The 14,876-nt window shown below is 62.4% G+C and carries 11 protein-coding genes and 1 tRNA gene; 1 reads left to right on the forward strand and 11 read right to left on the reverse strand.

The features are described from left to right. Positions 1-3 precede the first annotated feature (3 nt). Complete coding sequence (locus ACQ4WY_RS16865) at positions 4-468, forward strand: hypothetical protein (protein WP_436505023.1); 465 nt, start codon at positions 4-6, stop codon at positions 466-468. On the opposite strand, the gene ACQ4WY_RS16870 is transcribed toward ACQ4WY_RS16865, so the two are convergent. The 11 genes from ACQ4WY_RS16870 to cysS all read right to left on the reverse strand — a co-directional run bounded on the left by ACQ4WY_RS16870 (position 465) and on the right by cysS (position 14,668). Beyond that, on the reverse strand, positions 465-1,610 hold the full coding sequence (locus ACQ4WY_RS16870) for an FAD-dependent oxidoreductase (RefSeq protein WP_436505024.1): 1,146 nt from the start codon (positions 1,608-1,610) through the stop codon (positions 465-467). The two genes, ACQ4WY_RS16865 and ACQ4WY_RS16870, sit on opposite strands and share 4 nt — an antisense overlap. Continuing rightward, a complete protein-coding gene (locus ACQ4WY_RS16875) occupies positions 1,610-3,796 on the reverse strand; it encodes a LodA/GoxA family CTQ-dependent oxidase (protein WP_436505025.1) in 2,187 nt (728 codons plus the stop codon). Before ACQ4WY_RS16875 ends, ACQ4WY_RS16870 begins: the two co-directional genes overlap by 1 nt. A 47-nt stretch (positions 3,797-3,843) precedes the next feature. Continuing rightward, positions 3,844-4,203, reverse strand: coding sequence for a hypothetical protein (locus tag ACQ4WY_RS16880; RefSeq protein WP_436505026.1), 360 nt, complete (start codon positions 4,201-4,203; stop codon positions 3,844-3,846). Beyond that, on the reverse strand, positions 4,200-5,906 hold the full coding sequence (locus ACQ4WY_RS16885) for a tyrosinase family protein (RefSeq protein WP_436505028.1): 1,707 nt from the start codon (positions 5,904-5,906) through the stop codon (positions 4,200-4,202). Before ACQ4WY_RS16885 ends, ACQ4WY_RS16880 begins: the two co-directional genes overlap by 4 nt. Positions 5,907-5,971: 65 nt before the next feature. Next, a complete protein-coding gene (locus ACQ4WY_RS16890) occupies positions 5,972-8,017 on the reverse strand; it encodes a multicopper oxidase family protein (protein WP_436505029.1) in 2,046 nt (681 codons plus the stop codon). A gap of 348 nt (positions 8,018-8,365) precedes the next feature. Beyond that, positions 8,366-8,458: transfer RNA gene (locus ACQ4WY_RS16895), tRNA-Ser, on the reverse strand. A 110-nt stretch (positions 8,459-8,568) separates the two neighbouring features. Further along, positions 8,569-9,816: an aspartate kinase gene (locus ACQ4WY_RS16900; RefSeq protein WP_152252529.1), complete on the reverse strand. Its 1,248-nt coding sequence runs from the start codon at positions 9,814-9,816 to the stop codon at positions 8,569-8,571. A gap of 196 nt (positions 9,817-10,012) precedes the next feature. Further along, the gene (gene tilS, locus ACQ4WY_RS16905) at positions 10,013-11,431 is read right to left on the reverse strand and encodes a tRNA lysidine(34) synthetase TilS (protein WP_436505030.1); all 1,419 of its coding nucleotides are present in this window, start codon (positions 11,429-11,431) and stop codon (positions 10,013-10,015) included. A 100-nt stretch (positions 11,432-11,531) separates the two neighbouring features. Further along, positions 11,532-12,506, reverse strand: coding sequence for an acetyl-CoA carboxylase carboxyltransferase subunit alpha (locus tag ACQ4WY_RS16910; RefSeq protein WP_034756951.1), 975 nt, complete (start codon positions 12,504-12,506; stop codon positions 11,532-11,534). Between the two features lie 54 nt (positions 12,507-12,560). Continuing rightward, positions 12,561-13,274 carry a DNA-3-methyladenine glycosylase family protein gene (locus ACQ4WY_RS16915; RefSeq protein WP_436505031.1) on the reverse strand — a complete coding sequence of 238 codons (714 nt, stop codon included), beginning with the start codon at positions 13,272-13,274 and terminating at the stop codon, positions 12,561-12,563. Then, positions 13,271-14,668, reverse strand: coding sequence for a cysteine--tRNA ligase (cysS, locus tag ACQ4WY_RS16920; RefSeq protein WP_436505032.1), 1,398 nt, complete (start codon positions 14,666-14,668; stop codon positions 13,271-13,273). Before cysS ends, ACQ4WY_RS16915 begins: the two co-directional genes overlap by 4 nt. Between the last annotated feature and the right edge of the window lie 208 nt (positions 14,669-14,876).

Here is a 14,876-nt window from a genome sequence, read left to right on the forward strand (position 1 = left end):
GCCATGCCGAACGAAATCCTCTCCATCAGCGCCCACTGCATCGATAATCCGGCCTGCATTTTCACGGGCAGCGACATGCGCATCGAGGTGGTCATCAAGAATATCGGCAATGGGGAAGTCGGCTATCCGCTCCAATACATGCAAGCGCGGGGGCCCAATATGCGCCTGATCGACAACGTGAGCGAACAAAGCCAGGTATTGAAGACGGGTCTGGCGAATCATGCGCTCAAGCGCGCCTTCACGACCATCGCGCCGGGCCAGTCGATTGCGCTGCAAAGCATCATCAAGCATACGGAGCTGCGCATGTTCCGTACGGAATTTGTCGATGTGACGGCCGACATCGGCGTCTCGGCCGGCATCCAGACGGCGGGTAGCGAGGAAGCGCTGCCCTTCAAGGGCGGGGCCAGGCTGAAGATCATCGGCAGGGATACGCTCGAACGCGAGGCGCAGCGGCGACAAGACCGCTAGCGCGCCTGCGCGCCCGCATGCAACTGGCGCCAGAACGGCGCGGTGGGCCAGCGCTGCTCCCAACCGTAATACTGCTGGCGCTGCGCCAGATACTGCGCATGGCGCTGCGCCACCGTATGCGCCACCGCGTCCAGCGTGGCGTGGCCGGCGATGGCGCCAGCGGCCGCCATGCCGTTGGCGAGCGCCTTGACGATGCCTTGCGACGTGACGGGATCGTAGGCCGAGGCCGCGTCGCCGATGGCCAGCCAGCCGTCGCCATGCAGTTGGTCGAGGCAGTAGGACGGCGCGGGAAAACTCTGCACGCCACCTGCCAGCGGCGCCGCGCCGCGGGCCAGCGCGGCCGTATTGGGCGCGGCCGCCAGCCACGCCAGCCAGTGTCCGGCATGCTGCAGGCGCCGCGCCTTGACGGTGGCCGCATCGCTATAGAGCGCCAGCAGCAAGGTGGCGTCGGGCAGATAGGCGCCATACCACCAGCCATGTTCAACCGCTTCCAGGTGCGTCAGGCCGGAACGGCGACCATCGGGCGCGGCGAAGCGCTTGGCCAGGCACACGAGCGGCAGCGTTTCCACCTTGCGGCTGCCGCGCTGGCGCGCGAAGACGGCGCGCGTGCCGCTGGCGTCGACCACCAGATCGGCATGGATGGTGGCCGGTCGCCGGTGCACCGGATCACCCAGCATCAATTCCAGGGCAAAGCCGCCGCCTTGCGCCGGAACCGACGCGGCCAGGCTGGCGCGCATCAGCACTTCCACCCCGCGCAGGCGCGCCTGGCGCGCCAGGAAGCGATTGAACCTGGCGCGCTCCAGGTGCCAGCCGTGGCCCAGCGGATGCAGCAGCGCGTCGTTGTAGCCGCGCCTGTCGCTGCCCCACCAGGAACAGCTGCCATGGCAAGGCGCGTGCGCCTCGGCGAAAAATTCCTGCGCAATGCCCAGCGCCTGGAACAAACGGTTGGCTTCGGGCGGGATGCTCTCGCCGATGCGAAAGTGCGCGTAATCGCCCGCCTCGATCACCAGCACATCATGCACGCCATGCTGCGCCAGCGCCAGCGCGCAGGCGCAGCCGGCCGGGCCGCCGCCGATGACGGCGACCCGGTAGCGCTGCCGCGACGGCCCCGCCGCAGCGGAGCTTTCTGCCTGCGCCGGCATCAGAGTTTCGGTTTCGGCTGCGGCTTCGGCCGGTACATCTTGTCGATGGCCGTGTTGCGCCAATACTCGACCAGGTTGCTTTCATCGCTGTCGAACAGGCTTTCCACTTCCAGGTAGTAATCCTTGCAGATGGCCTTCTCGCCAGCCTTGCGCGCTATCGCCGTGCTTTGCACGACCACGCCGATGCGGTGCCAGTTCAGCAGGAACTGCGCGCGGTCCTGGTAACGGCCCACATGCATGGCGGGCCGGTCGATTTCCGCATTTTCCGGGGTGGTCGACGGCACTTCATCGGCCCGCGTGCCCTTGCCGCGCACGGAGTAGCGCGACGTCCCCAATTCGCCGCCATTGGCGACGACGTCGTCGTACGTGTACACGGCCACGGGCCGCTGCGCCGGCCAGGAAGAATACAGCAAGGTATTGTAGCCATTGCCCTTGAGCGCCGTGGCGGCATCGATCGCCTGCTGGTTATTGAGCACCGTGCCGCCGGGATTCGGATCGGGCAAATGCGTGGCGCACGAGTTGTAATCGGTATGCCACGGCAAGGCCATGAACTTCGACACGTCGCCGGGCTGCACCTCGCCGCCGCGCAGCGGCATATAGCCGACGCCGAGAAAGGGCTGGTCCCTGACGGCAGCCGAGTAATCGAGATGCTGTGCATTGATGCGGAACGGGCCGCCAGCATCATGGCACCGCCACGCTTGCCGGTACAGGCCGGGGTCGCGCACGATAAAACCCATCTCGATGCCAGGGCTGTAGCGGCCGCCCAGGCAGTTGAACAGAACCGTACGATCGAGCGCTTCGCCCGCGCCCAGCAGGAAATTGCCGCTGTCGGCCACATAATGGCCATGCGCCCACTGATCCATGAAAAAATACTGGGCGCGGGTCAATGTCAGCAGGCTGCTGCCCGCATCACCCAGCGACAGCGGCATTTGCGGCTTCAGCGACGGCGCGCCCGTCTGGTCGGGATGGCGGATGAAATTCATGATCGGGTAGGTCAGGCCTTCGGCCTTCATCTTGCCCAGCAAGTCGTGCTCCTTGATCGCCCTGGGCGGCAGGCTGGTCGTCCATCGCTGCAGCGAGGCCGCGCGCAGGATGGGCTGGACATCGGTGCTGAAGTTGCTCTGGTAGCCCGCCTGGTAGCTGCCATCGGCATACACGGCGGGCCGCAGTGCCATCTTTTCCAGCCAGGTGCAGTACAGGTCGTCCCACAACGAAACGACGTTCGCCGTTTGCGGCGCGTACGACGGGTCGCTGGACACCACCCAGGCGCTGCCCTCGACGGCGCGCGCCGTGCCGTCGGCGAAGAGCAGCATGGCCGTGACGGGACCATCGGCCACGTCATCGAACCAGTTGTCGTTGTTGACATTGTCGTGCAGGACGGCGGCGGTCGAATAATTGCCTTGCGCGTCAAAGCCGCTGGCCTTGCCATAGCCGCCCAGCACCAGCAGGCGTCCGTTCTTTTCCGTCGTGATAGCGCCCAACGACGCGATGATGGCGCCTGGGCCCTGCGCCGGCGCGCCAGGCTGCCCGTCGCGCGGGAACGACACGGGATAGGCGGGCAGGCTGCGCACGGCGCCGCTGGCCGCATCCGCGCACGACGGCGGCGTGGCGGCATCGAACCGCTGCACGGCCTGGAGCGATGCCTGCGCGGTGCGCGGTCCGGGGTCGATGACCAGCAGCTTCAGGCGCAGCGGGTCGGCCGGCGTGCCGAAGTGGGGCGAGCCGCGCTCGCCGAAATCCCGATTGCGCAGGGCTGGCGCGCGCTGCTTGTCGAACGGCGCCACGCCTTCCCCGCCCTCCCAGCTATTGGCTTTCTTGTTGGCCAGGTGCACAGTCCAGACGATGTCCTTGACGATCTTGCCATCGACCATGCTGCCGATGGCCACTTCGGCCGCCGCGCCCCGCCTGCCCAGCGGATAGCTTTCCACGCCGTCCGCTGCGTCGAACGCATACTGGTAGATCCGGAAGCGGGCCGCCTGCCGCTTGAGCTTTCCGCTGGCATCGCGCAACTCGCTGCTGGCGATGGTCGTGTCTTCCGTGCCGGGCCGGATCGGCAAGCCTCCCGTGCCATCCTGGCCATCGAGCGGCATGCCGGCCAGGCTTTCCGGGCCCAGATAGTATTCTTCACTGTTGCCGACGCGGGCGATGCCGATGGTCGGGTGAATTCTCAAACCTGTGTATGCCATGCTGAACTCCTGATCATCAAGGGTGTCTGTGCCGGTTGGCCAACGAGTCACGGCTGCATGCCGTCCCTGACCCACTGGTCGAAGATATCGATGCCTTCCTGCGGCATCGGGCCGTCGGGCGGCATCGGATGCGGCGCGGACATGACATACTCGCCTTCCCGCCCTCCCGGTGCGCGCAGGCGGTGCCCGGCGTCCACCAGCCATTTTTCGTTGCGGCTGTCATAGTCGTAACCATGGATGGCCACCTGGATTTGCCAGGCAAATGCCTTCACGCTCGCATAGTCGTTCAGATACAGGCGCTGCACGCCCGTCGACGCGGGGTTCGACAGCTTGATCTTGTTCATGTCGGCCACGTAGCGGGAAAACAGGCCCTGCACATCGCGCTTGAAGCTGGTCCGTTCGCTCATGGCTTGCTCTCCTCATACGTGGGTTCGGCAGGTTTGCGACGGTCGACGAGCCGGATCACGGGCGTGGAAAAATCGCCTTGCCGTATCAGGCTGCGGCCCTTGTCGTTGGTGGTGATGGCGGCCGTGATGCGCCAGGTCTGCCCGCGCTTTTTGGGAACCAGGCTGTCGACGATGCCGGTGATATCCGTTTCGATGACATACTTGTCATGCTGGTGGGCGCCGGACAAGGCCCAGTGGCTGGTGCTGGTGACCAGGTAGCGGTCGCGGAACGACTTGTCACCGATACGCGCACTCACGCTGGCAGGATACATGTAGATATCAGCCTGAAAACTGTAGTCTTCGTCGGCATGCGCGCGGTCCAGCACCATGTTGGCCCGCTTGTCGCTGGCCACCCGCCGCGCCGGTATCTTGTAGGCAGCGGTCACGGTGAGGTCGGGCCTGGCAACCGCGCCATCGGCCGCATCGTCGCTGAGCAGGGCGGCGAACAGGCTTTTCTGGTTGGCGCCGAACACAAAGCCCGCTTGCTGGTGCCGGTCGATCAAGGCCTGGATATCCTTCTTGCGGGCAAACTCGCCACCATAGCGCGGCTGGAAGCCATAGCCCTGCCGGATCGTGTCGAAGTACAGGCCCGCCTGGCCCATGTTGGCCGTGTAGTCGCCCGAATCGCTGCGCTGGTCATCGCCGCTACCGGCGTTCCAGCCGATCGGCCGGCGCAGGCTGGCGTCCTGCTCGCTGCGCATGTAGCTGGTGCGCCCGCTGCCGCGTATGCCGGCATCGCCATGCTCGTCCAGCCACTTCTCGAAACTGTAATCGAGAAAATTATGGAAAGCATAAAACAGCGGATCGAGGCCGGCCGTGACGTTGTCGGCCATATTGCCGCCCATGTAGGTGGCGTGCATATGATTATGGATTTTTGTCTCCAGGTTGCCGCCGCCCAGGCTGCCGTATTCGTCGCCGCCAAAATCGGCCCAATCCATGTAGTAGATCTGGTAGGCCAGCAAGTTGGGTGAGGCCGTGGCCAGCGAACTGTCGAGCCCCTCCCTCTTGCGCGTGGCGTCGTACAGCGGTGAATCGACGTCCTCGAAGGCTTTCGGATAGCGCACGCCGGAAGGCTTGCGGGTGAAATTCCAGTACGGCAGCGCGACATTGCGCGTGCTGGGTCCCCGTTCACCGTTCGGGTCGGCTGCCTGCAAGGCCTGCTCATAAAAGTACAGCTGCGCCCGGTGCCATTGCAGGAAGGTGTTTTTCTGGTGTTCACACTCGCCCGGGAATTCCTCGTGGGCGTTGTCCTCGGTCGCCACCTTGTCAAGAAAATAGGCAACGTCGCAGCTGTTGCGCGTCGGATCGCCCAGTAACTGCTTCAGCCTGTCGCCAGGCAAGGCCGCCTGGCGGTCATTGAAGACGTCGACGGAGGTGCAGTTATGCACCCACGCTTGCCACAGGAAGCCGCGCCGGTCGTATACGTTTTCCTGGCTCTTGCGTTTCATCTCGCTCACCGCATGCTTGAAGGCGTCAAGCTCGTCCGGGGTCAGCTCATCGATATTCTTGCGGTAGCGCACGACGCGTGCGCCCTGCTCCGCCTGGGCCAGCGGCTCGGGGGCGCAGCGTGGGACAGCCAGGTCGCCCGTGCCGGCGCTGGCATGGCCACCGGCGAGCGAGAAGCCGGCCAGCAAGGAAAAGGTCAAGGTTTTCATGCGTAACATGGGCAGTTGCTCCAGAGGCAGGTTGGGAGGGGCGGCAGCGCGGCAGGCGCTCCCGCCAGGAACGGTCAGTGTCCGTGTCCGCCCGCGTCGCCGCCACCCTTGCCATCCGGCAGTACCACCTTGACGTTCTGCATCATGCCCTGGTCTTCATGTTCGAGGATGTGGCAATGCAGCACGTATTCGCCGATGTAGCGCTGATAACGCGTGGCAATCTCGATCTTGTGGTTCTCCATCACCAGCAAGGTGTCTTTCCACGTGCCGATCAGATCCTTGTACTGCGCATTGACCGTGCCGCCGTCGGTGCGGGTGATGCCGATGATCTGGAAGGGGTTAACGTGGATATGGAAGGGATGGTTGCCATTCTTTGAAGCGAGCTCCCAAATCTGCTCGGTGCCCAGCACCAGCGTATGGTCCACGCGGTGCGGATCATAGACGTACTTCATCTCGGGGGTCGGCGAGTCTTCCGGCTTGCCTTCCACCATGAAACGGGTCGTGCCGTCCACCTTGGCAATGTTGAAGGTCGCGTACTCTTTCGTCTTGCCGCGCATCGCTTCCTTTGCCGCCTCGCTGAAGCTGGCATGCGGGACGAACTTGCCGAGCTTGAGACCATTCTCCAGGTCGCCAAGGATGGTGCTCTTGACGCTATCGGGCAACTGGGCGCCGGGCAGGCTCTTGACGGCATTGCGCAGCTCGGCCAGCAGGAAATCGCGCGGCGACTCGCCCGACCTGGCGCGTGCCGATGCCTTGGCGTTGGTCTTGGCGGCGATCACGCCGATCAGGCGCGTGTTGTTGACGTCATGCATTGTCGTCATGTTGTTGACGTTGGTTTCCGCATACACGCAATAGGCGCCGGCTTTCGGCAGCGAAAACAGGATATCGCTGCGGTAGCCCGGTTGCAGGTAATTGAGCGTCTTGGGAATGATCCTGTCGTGCGTCAAGCCATCGCTGGCTACCTCGAACTGCGTGACGTCCTCGCCATCGCATAGCTCCATCACGTCCTTGTCCTGGTTGGCCACGCTGAGCGCCTTGAACAGTTTTTGCGGATCATTCGCGCGGCGGATGCGCAGCACCACGGTTGCCTGAAAACCCGTGTCGATCATGCGCCAGCGGTACAGGCGCTGCGTCTTCATCTCCAGCACAGGCTGCACCTTGCCGTTGACCGAGGTATAGCGGCCCGACTTCAGCCAGGCATTCGGATCGTCGACCTGAGCGAAATCCTCGAGCACGCCGACCCCGTCCATGGCGCACGGCTTCACCGGCGTCAGGCTGTTGCTGGGGCAATCATAGGGAATTTGCTGCAGCAGCATCACTTCGCCGGCGCTGCCGCTGCCATCGTCGGGCTGGAATTGTTTCAGCACGACGTCGAGGTCGCCATTCGCCGTGACCGTCGGATAACGGTCGCCTTCGACTACCAGCGCCCCGGCCATGCCGCTGGCGACCTGCATCGCCGTCGCGCCATGCTGGTGCGGGTGATACCAGAACGTGCCAGCCGGATGGTCGATGGGAATATTGTATTCATACTCGAAATCTACATCCGGCTTGATCGATATCAGCACGTTGTCGCTATTGCCCGAAGGCGACACCCACAGGCCGTGCGAATGCAGATTGGTGTCGTTGAAGCAGCCGCGCGGGCGTGCCGCATTGATATCTTTTGTAGCGCACTGCTCGGCCGGCAGCGCCGGCAACTGGTTGTACAGTTTGAAGCGCACGGTCTGCCCCGGCGCCATCACCACGGTGGGTGCCATGAAGGTGGCCGCATTCTCGTCGCGCCCATCGAGCGCCAGGCCGTTCGTCTGCTGGTAGGAACGCAGGCGCACCTTGTCATGCTTGGCCGTGGTCGGGTTATAGATGGTGCCGTTGGCATAGCGGATGTACAGGTCGTACGACTTTTCGTACTCGTCGCGCTTGCTCGCCGCGCGGTTCGCGGGCCTGGCGCGCGCCTTCAGTTTCGGCGGCTCCTGCAGCAGGCGCAGCTCGAGTTTGGGCACGGACTTCAGGTTCAGGTCGAGATTCAGATTGACCGTGGTGTCCGCGGCGAAGGCGGCGCCGCAGGCGAACGGCATGGCGGCCAGGCACAGCGACACATAGCTGCGGGGAAGGCGATTGGACATGACAACTCCTCGATTGGACTCGGCAATGGAAGCATGGCTGGGCATGCGTATTTTTTTAATTAGTAACATTGCCATTATCCATAATGACAAAGAGTCAATACTCACACTAAGTCACTTGTTGTATTTTGGGATTTCTGGCTTGCGGGTGGGGGCCGGCGGCGGAGCTGGCTGCTGGAGCCTGAGATGAGGGGACGGCGTTGGCCGCTGCGCGGCCAACGGCCCGCGCGGAGCGCGGTGATTGGGCGATTCGGAGAGGGCTGGGCCGGCACGGCCCAGCCCTTCGAATCCCACCGTTCCGTCCAGACAAATAAAAAAGCCTCCCGCAGGGGAGGCTTTTTTATTTGATTCTGGCGGAGACGGTGGGATTCGAACCCACGATACAGGTATAAGCCGTATGCATCCTTAGCAGGGATGTGCCTTCGGCCACTCGGCCACGTCTCCTAGCTGATTACTCAACTATGTCTCTGTAGCTAACTGCGCTGCAGCGACGAACGTCATAATATCGATTGCCCCCCCTTTGGTCAAGGGCGTGGGGCAATATTTTTGGATATTTAAGCTTTTTCCAGCTCGAACGCTTTATGCAGCGCGCGCACGGCCAGTTCCATGTACTTTTCATCGATCAGCACGGAGATCTTGATCTCGGAAGTGGAGATCATCATGATGTTGATGCCCTCTTCCGACAGGGTACGGAACATTTGCGATGCCACGCCAACATGGCTGCGCATGCCCACGCCGACGACGGACAGTTTCGACACCTTGGCGTCGCCCGTGATGCTGGCCGCGCCCAGCGCTTCGCGGTTCGCTTCCAGCACGGCCAGCGCGCGCGTGTATTCGCCGCGCGAGACGGTGAAGGTGAAGTCCGTTTTACCGTCTACCGACTGATTCTGTATGATCATGTCGACTTCGATGTTCGCATCCGCCACTGGTCCCAGGATGTGGTACGCCACGCCTGGGCGGTCGGGCACGCCGAGCACGGTGATTTTGGCTTCATCGCGGTTGAAGGCGATGCCGGAGATGACTGCTTGTTCCATGTTTGTATCTTCCTCAAACGAAATCAGGGTGCCTGAATTGGCTTCTATTTCCAGCGGCAACATCGGGTCGGTCAGCGACGACAGCACGCGCGTGGGAACGCGGTAGTTGCCGGCGAATTCCACCGAACGCGTTTGCAGCACTTTGGAGCCCAGCGAAGCCAGTTCCAGCATTTCTTCAAAGGTAATGGTCTTCAGGCGGCGCGCCTCGGAGACCACGCGCGGGTCGGTCGTGTAGACGCCGTCGACGTCAGTGAAGATCAGGCATTCGGCCGCCTTCATGGCGGCGGCAATCGCCACTGCCGACGTGTCCGAACCGCCGCGGCCCAGGGTCGCGATGTTGTCGTGTTCGTCGACGCCCTGGAAACCGGTAATGATGACAATCTTGCCCGCATCGAGGTCGCGTTTGACTTTTTCGTCATCGATCGACTGGATGCGTGCCTTGGTAAAGGCGGAATCGGTCTTGATCGCGACTTGCCAGCCAGCATAGGATACGGCTTGTTTGCCGATCGCCAGCAGTGCCATCGACAATAGGCCGACGGACACTTGTTCGCCTGTCGAGGCGATCATGTCAAGTTCACGGGGATCGGGTTGATCCATGATTTCCTTGGCCAGTCCAATCAGGCGGTTGGTTTCGCCCGACATGGCGGATGGCACCACCACGATTTGATGCCCAGCGTCGTGCCACTTGGCAACGCGCTTGGCGACATTCTTGATACGGTCAGTCGAGCCCATCGACGTACCGCCATATTTGTGGACGATTAAAGCCATAAGAGTGAAGTTTCCGCTCAAGAAGAATAAAAAAGGAGGGCTTTACTCTACATGCCGCAATGCAAAATAACAAGCTAAAAAGCGCATTAGCTCATACCGATTGCGCATATGGAAATAACCAATCCATGCAGTCGGGAGCGCATGGACAGCCACTTGGCGGCCACCCCGGGAGTGGCCGTAGCGGCCGCCCTTACGCTCAGCAGGAGACCCAGCGCAAGGCGACGCGGGGACGATCCAGCAGACTCAGGCAGTGGCAATCGAGACCAATCCCCGCCGCGAACAGCAATTGTTGCGCCGCACAGACAAGGGGCAGGCGTTCGCGCTCCCAGGCGGGCACGTCAAACGCCTGATAATGGTATTTCAAGCTCTTCGTGGGACGGTTCAAGGCCAGTTTCAGGCGCTCGCCGCCCTGGCGGAAGTCGATGGTCAAGGTCTGTGCCTGCAACCAGGCAATATCGATGCCCTGACCGCCCTCTTCCACCGCATCGAAATGCAGCACGCCGCCATACGCGGGAAACGCCAGGCTCGCTTCGCCCTGCCACGAAAATTGCTGGCTGGCTTTTTCCAGGCCGGGAATGCCCGCATCGCTCTTGTCGCGCATGCCGGCCAGGTCATTCAGCTTCGGCGTCAGGTACAGCCGGTCGCGGTGGCGCCGCACGTGGCATTCGGGATGCGTCACCAGCAGTTGCGCATCGGGCCGCGCCTCTAAAAGTTGCGCCAGCATTTCCGCCAGCCATGCCGTCGACGGCATGCGCAAGCCGCGCGTGCCGAACCAGTGGCGCAGCAGGTTGTAGCAGCGGTCCGCGCTCAGCTCGCGCAATTTCGCCAGCTCGAGGCAATCGCCGTCCAGACAGTTTGTCATATCCTGCGTCGCCAGTTCCGTCAGCAGGCGCTGCGCCGACTGGGCATGCTGGGCACTGCGGGCGAAACGCTCCTGGAAACCGGGAAAGGCCTGCGCCAGCACGGGCATCACCTGGTGCCGCAAGGCATTGCGGGCAAAACGGGGATCATCGTTCGATTCATCGTGGATGTGCGCAATCGCATGTTTCGCCACATACGCTTCGAGCTGCCTGCGCGACACGGGCAGCAAGGGGCGCGCCATCACCAGGTCCGGATTGCCCAGCAGCTCAGGCGCGCTGTTGGCGCCATCCATGCCGGACAGGCCCGCCGTGCCGGAGCCGCGCAGCAATTGCAGCAGCACCGTTTCAGCCTGGTCATCCTGGTGGTGGGCCGTCAGCAGCAGGCGTACGCCGTGCGTGGCGCACAACTCGCCCAGGGCCGCGTAACGGCGCTTGCGGGCCGCCTCTTCCGTGCCCGTCTTCGCATTCTTTTCCAAGGTGACCTTGCGTGCTTCGAAGGCAATGCCCATGCCGGCACACAACTGCTCGCAGTGCGCCAGCCAGGCGTCCGCATTCGGGCTCAGGCCGTGGTGCACGTGGAAGGCGTGCAGGCTCACGCCGTTCTCTTGCGCCCAGGCATGCGCCAGGTGCAGCAGGGCCGAGGAATCGAGGCCGCCGCTCAGGGCGATGCCGATCGTCTCGCCGGCTTGCGGTCCGCAGGTTTCCAGTGCGCGGGCGAAGATGTCGGGCACGGTGGCGGTTTGTTGCTTTTTCATATGACTCCTGGAATGCAAAGAGGGACAGGTGGCCAAACGTATGGATCCGTTTAGCTGCCTGTCCCTGGTGTTCTTGCTGCCGGTCTGCGCCGGCGATCGCTTACTCGCTCGGCGTCGTTTCCTTGAACTTGCCGTAGCTCAGCAGTTTTTCATGGCGTGCGGCCAGCAGGTCCTTGGTTTTCATGCCGTGGAACTGGCGCAGGGTGTCGGCCAGTGCGCGCTTTAGCAAGGTCGCCATCTGCTTCGGATCACGGTGGGCGCCGCCCAGCGGTTCGTTGATGATCTTGTCGATCAGGCCCATGGCTTTCAGGCGGTGGGCAGTCAGACCCAGCGCTTCGGCCGCGTCGGAGGCGCGCTCGGCGCTCTTCCACAGGATCGAGGCGCAGCCTTCCGGCGAAATCACGGCATAGGTCGAGTATTGCAGCATCAGCACGGCATCGCCCACGGCAATGGCCAGCGCGCCGCCGGAACCGCCTTCACCGATGATGGTGGCGATCAGCGGTACCTTCAGTTCAGCCATCACGTACAGGTTATGGCCGATGGCTTCCGACTGGCCGCGCTCTTCCGCGTCGATACCGGGGAAGGCGCCTGGCGTGTCGACGAAGGTGAAGATGGGCAAGTTGAACTTTTCAGCCACTTTCATCAGGCGCATGGCCTTGCGGTAGCCTTCCGGTTTCGGCATGCCAAAATTGCGCATGGCGCGCTCTTTCGTGTCGCGGCCCTTTTGATGGCCGATGACCATGCACGGCTGGCCGTTGAAGCGGGCCAGGCCGCCGACGACGGACAGATCGTCCGCGTAGCTGCGGTCGCCATGCAATTCGTGGAAATCGGTAAAGATTTCATTCACGTAATCCATGGTGTAGGGGCGCTGCGGGTGGCGCGCGATCTGCGCCACTTGCCAAGGCGTCAGCTTGGCGTAGATATCTTTGGTCAGCTGCTGGCTCTTCTTGGCCAGGCGGTCGATCTCTTCCGAGATGTCGACGGCCGAATCGTCTTGCACGAAGCGCAACTCTTCGATCTTGGAATCGAGTTCCGCGATCGGCTGTTCAAAATTGAGGAAAGTCGTTTTAGTCATTGTACCTCCAGGTTTTACCGGCCACGGCGCCAGGGCGCGCGGCGTCATCTATGTTTATTTTACCGTACCGGCTGCTGCGCCGGGGGCTGCATCGGGTGCGGCAGGGGCGGCTGCAGGGTCGAGACTGCGCCACAGATACCACGTCGCCACGGTGCGCCACGGTTCCCAATTGGCGGAAACCTCGCGCGCATCGCTGCGGGAAACTGGTTCGCCGGAGAAGTAATTGACGCTGATGCCCTGGATCAAACCGGGGTCGTCGAGCGGCAAGACATTCGGCCGGAGCAGATTAAATATCAAAAACATCTCGGCTGTCCAGCGGCCGATGCCGCGGATCTGCACCAGTTCGGCGATGACGGCTTCGTCATCCATCTGGTCCCACTGGCTCGCGTGCACGCGCTTGGCCTTGAAATGGTCAGCCAGGTCGAGGATGTATTCGGTCTTGCGTTTGGACAAGCCGCAGGCAGACAGTTGCTCGGCGCCTGCCTTCAATACTTGCGAAGGCGTGCATTTCGGGCAAGCCAGCAGCAGCTTTTTCCAGGCAGCATCCGCCGCCTTGGGCGTAATCTGCTGCCCCACCAGCGAACGGGCCAGGGTAGTAAACGGGTCGCTATGGCCGACCAGGTGCAGGTCGCCAAATTGCGGGATGAGCTTTTTCATGATGCGGTCGCGCTTCATCAGCTCGATCTTCGCCTCTTCCCAGTAATGCGGCACCTGGATCACCTGCGCCACCACCGGGGCTTCCCCGTTTTCCCTGGACGTTGGCATCATGCGCGGCGCCAGTTGGTCGAGCCGTCAGGCTTGTCTTCAAGAATGATGCCCGCCGCCAACAGTTCGGCGCGGATCTTGTCGGACTGCGCAAAGTCGCGCGCCTTCTTCGCCGCGCTGCGCGCCGCAATCGCCGCTTCGATGCCGGCCGCCTCGTCGACGCCACCGGCGACAGCGCCGACGGTCGTTTGCAGGAATTGCTGCGGCGTACGTTCCAGCAAACCGAACACGCCCGCCAGGCCCTTCAATTGACGCGCCAGGGCTGGGGATTTGCTCTTGTTGACTTCCGTCGCCAGGTCGAACAGGGCAGCCACAGCCAGCGGCGTATTGAAATCGTCATCCATGGCCTCGGCCACGCGCACGGCATGCGCTTCGCTCCAGTCGATGGCGCCCTCTTCCACTACCACGTCGGCCAGCGCCGTGTACAAGCGTGTCAAGGACAGGCGCGCATCGTCGAGGTGCACGTCCGAGTAATTCAGGGGGCTGCGGTAGTGCGCGCGCAGGATGAAGAAGCGGATCACTTCGGCATCGAACTTTTGCAGCACTTCGCGGATGGTGAAGAAGTTACCGAGCGACTTGGACATTTTTTCATTGTCCAGGCGCACGAAGCCGTTATGGATCCAGTAATTCACGCTCGTATGGCCGAACGCGCCTTCGGATTGGGCGATCTCGTTTTCGTGGTGCGGAAATTGCAAGTCCGCGCCACCGCCGTGAATGTCGAACTGTTCACCGAGCAAGGCGCACGACATGGCCGAGCACTCGATATGCCAGCCCGGGCGGCCCTTGCCCCATTTCGAGTCCCATTTGACTTCTTCCGGCTCGGATTCTTTTGAGGACTTCCACAGCACGAAGTCGAGCGGATCGCGCTTGCCCGTGTTGACGTCCACGCGCTCGCCCGCGCGCAGGTCGTCGAGCGACTTGCCCGACAGCTTGCCGTAGTGGGGGAAATTGCGCACGGCGTAATTGACGTCGCCATCCGCACCCTGGTAAGCGAGGTCCTTCGCTTCCAGCTGCTCGATCAGGCGCAGCATCTGCGGCACGTATTCGGTGGCGCGCGGCGTGTGGTCGGGCGTCAGGATGCCCAGCGCGGCCGTGTCTTCATCCATGTACCGGGTGAAACGCGTCGTCAGCTGGGAAATCGTCTCGCCGTTTTCCACGGCGCGGCGGATGATCTTGTCGTCGATGTCCGTAATGTTGCGCACATAGGTGACGTCGAAACCGGAGGCTTTCAGCCAGCGGTAGATGACGTCGAAGGCCATCATCATGCGCGCATGGCCGATATGGCAATAATCGTAGATGGTCATGCCGCACACGTACATGCGTACCTTGCCCGCTTCCATCGGGACGAATACCTGCTTTTCGCGAGCCAGGGTGTTGTAAATCTTTAGATTGCTCATCGTGCTTTGCAAGTGAAGCGGCCGCCAGCCTGGCAAAACGACAGACAGGCGCGGACACCAGGGGTGCCGCGCCACTGAACTGCCGTGTGCGCCGAGACTGTACGACCCGCTATATTGTTGTTCTTGTTTGTTAGAATTAGGGCGTTAGCGGTCAAGTATAACATTGATAAAAACCATACTGGCCCGATATGAATCAGGTTTTTACGAT

The sequence above is a fragment of the Janthinobacterium salmonicoloratum genome (assembly GCF_051380845.1).
Taxonomy (GTDB): Bacteria; Pseudomonadota; Gammaproteobacteria; order Burkholderiales; family Burkholderiaceae_D; genus Janthinobacterium; species Janthinobacterium lividum_F.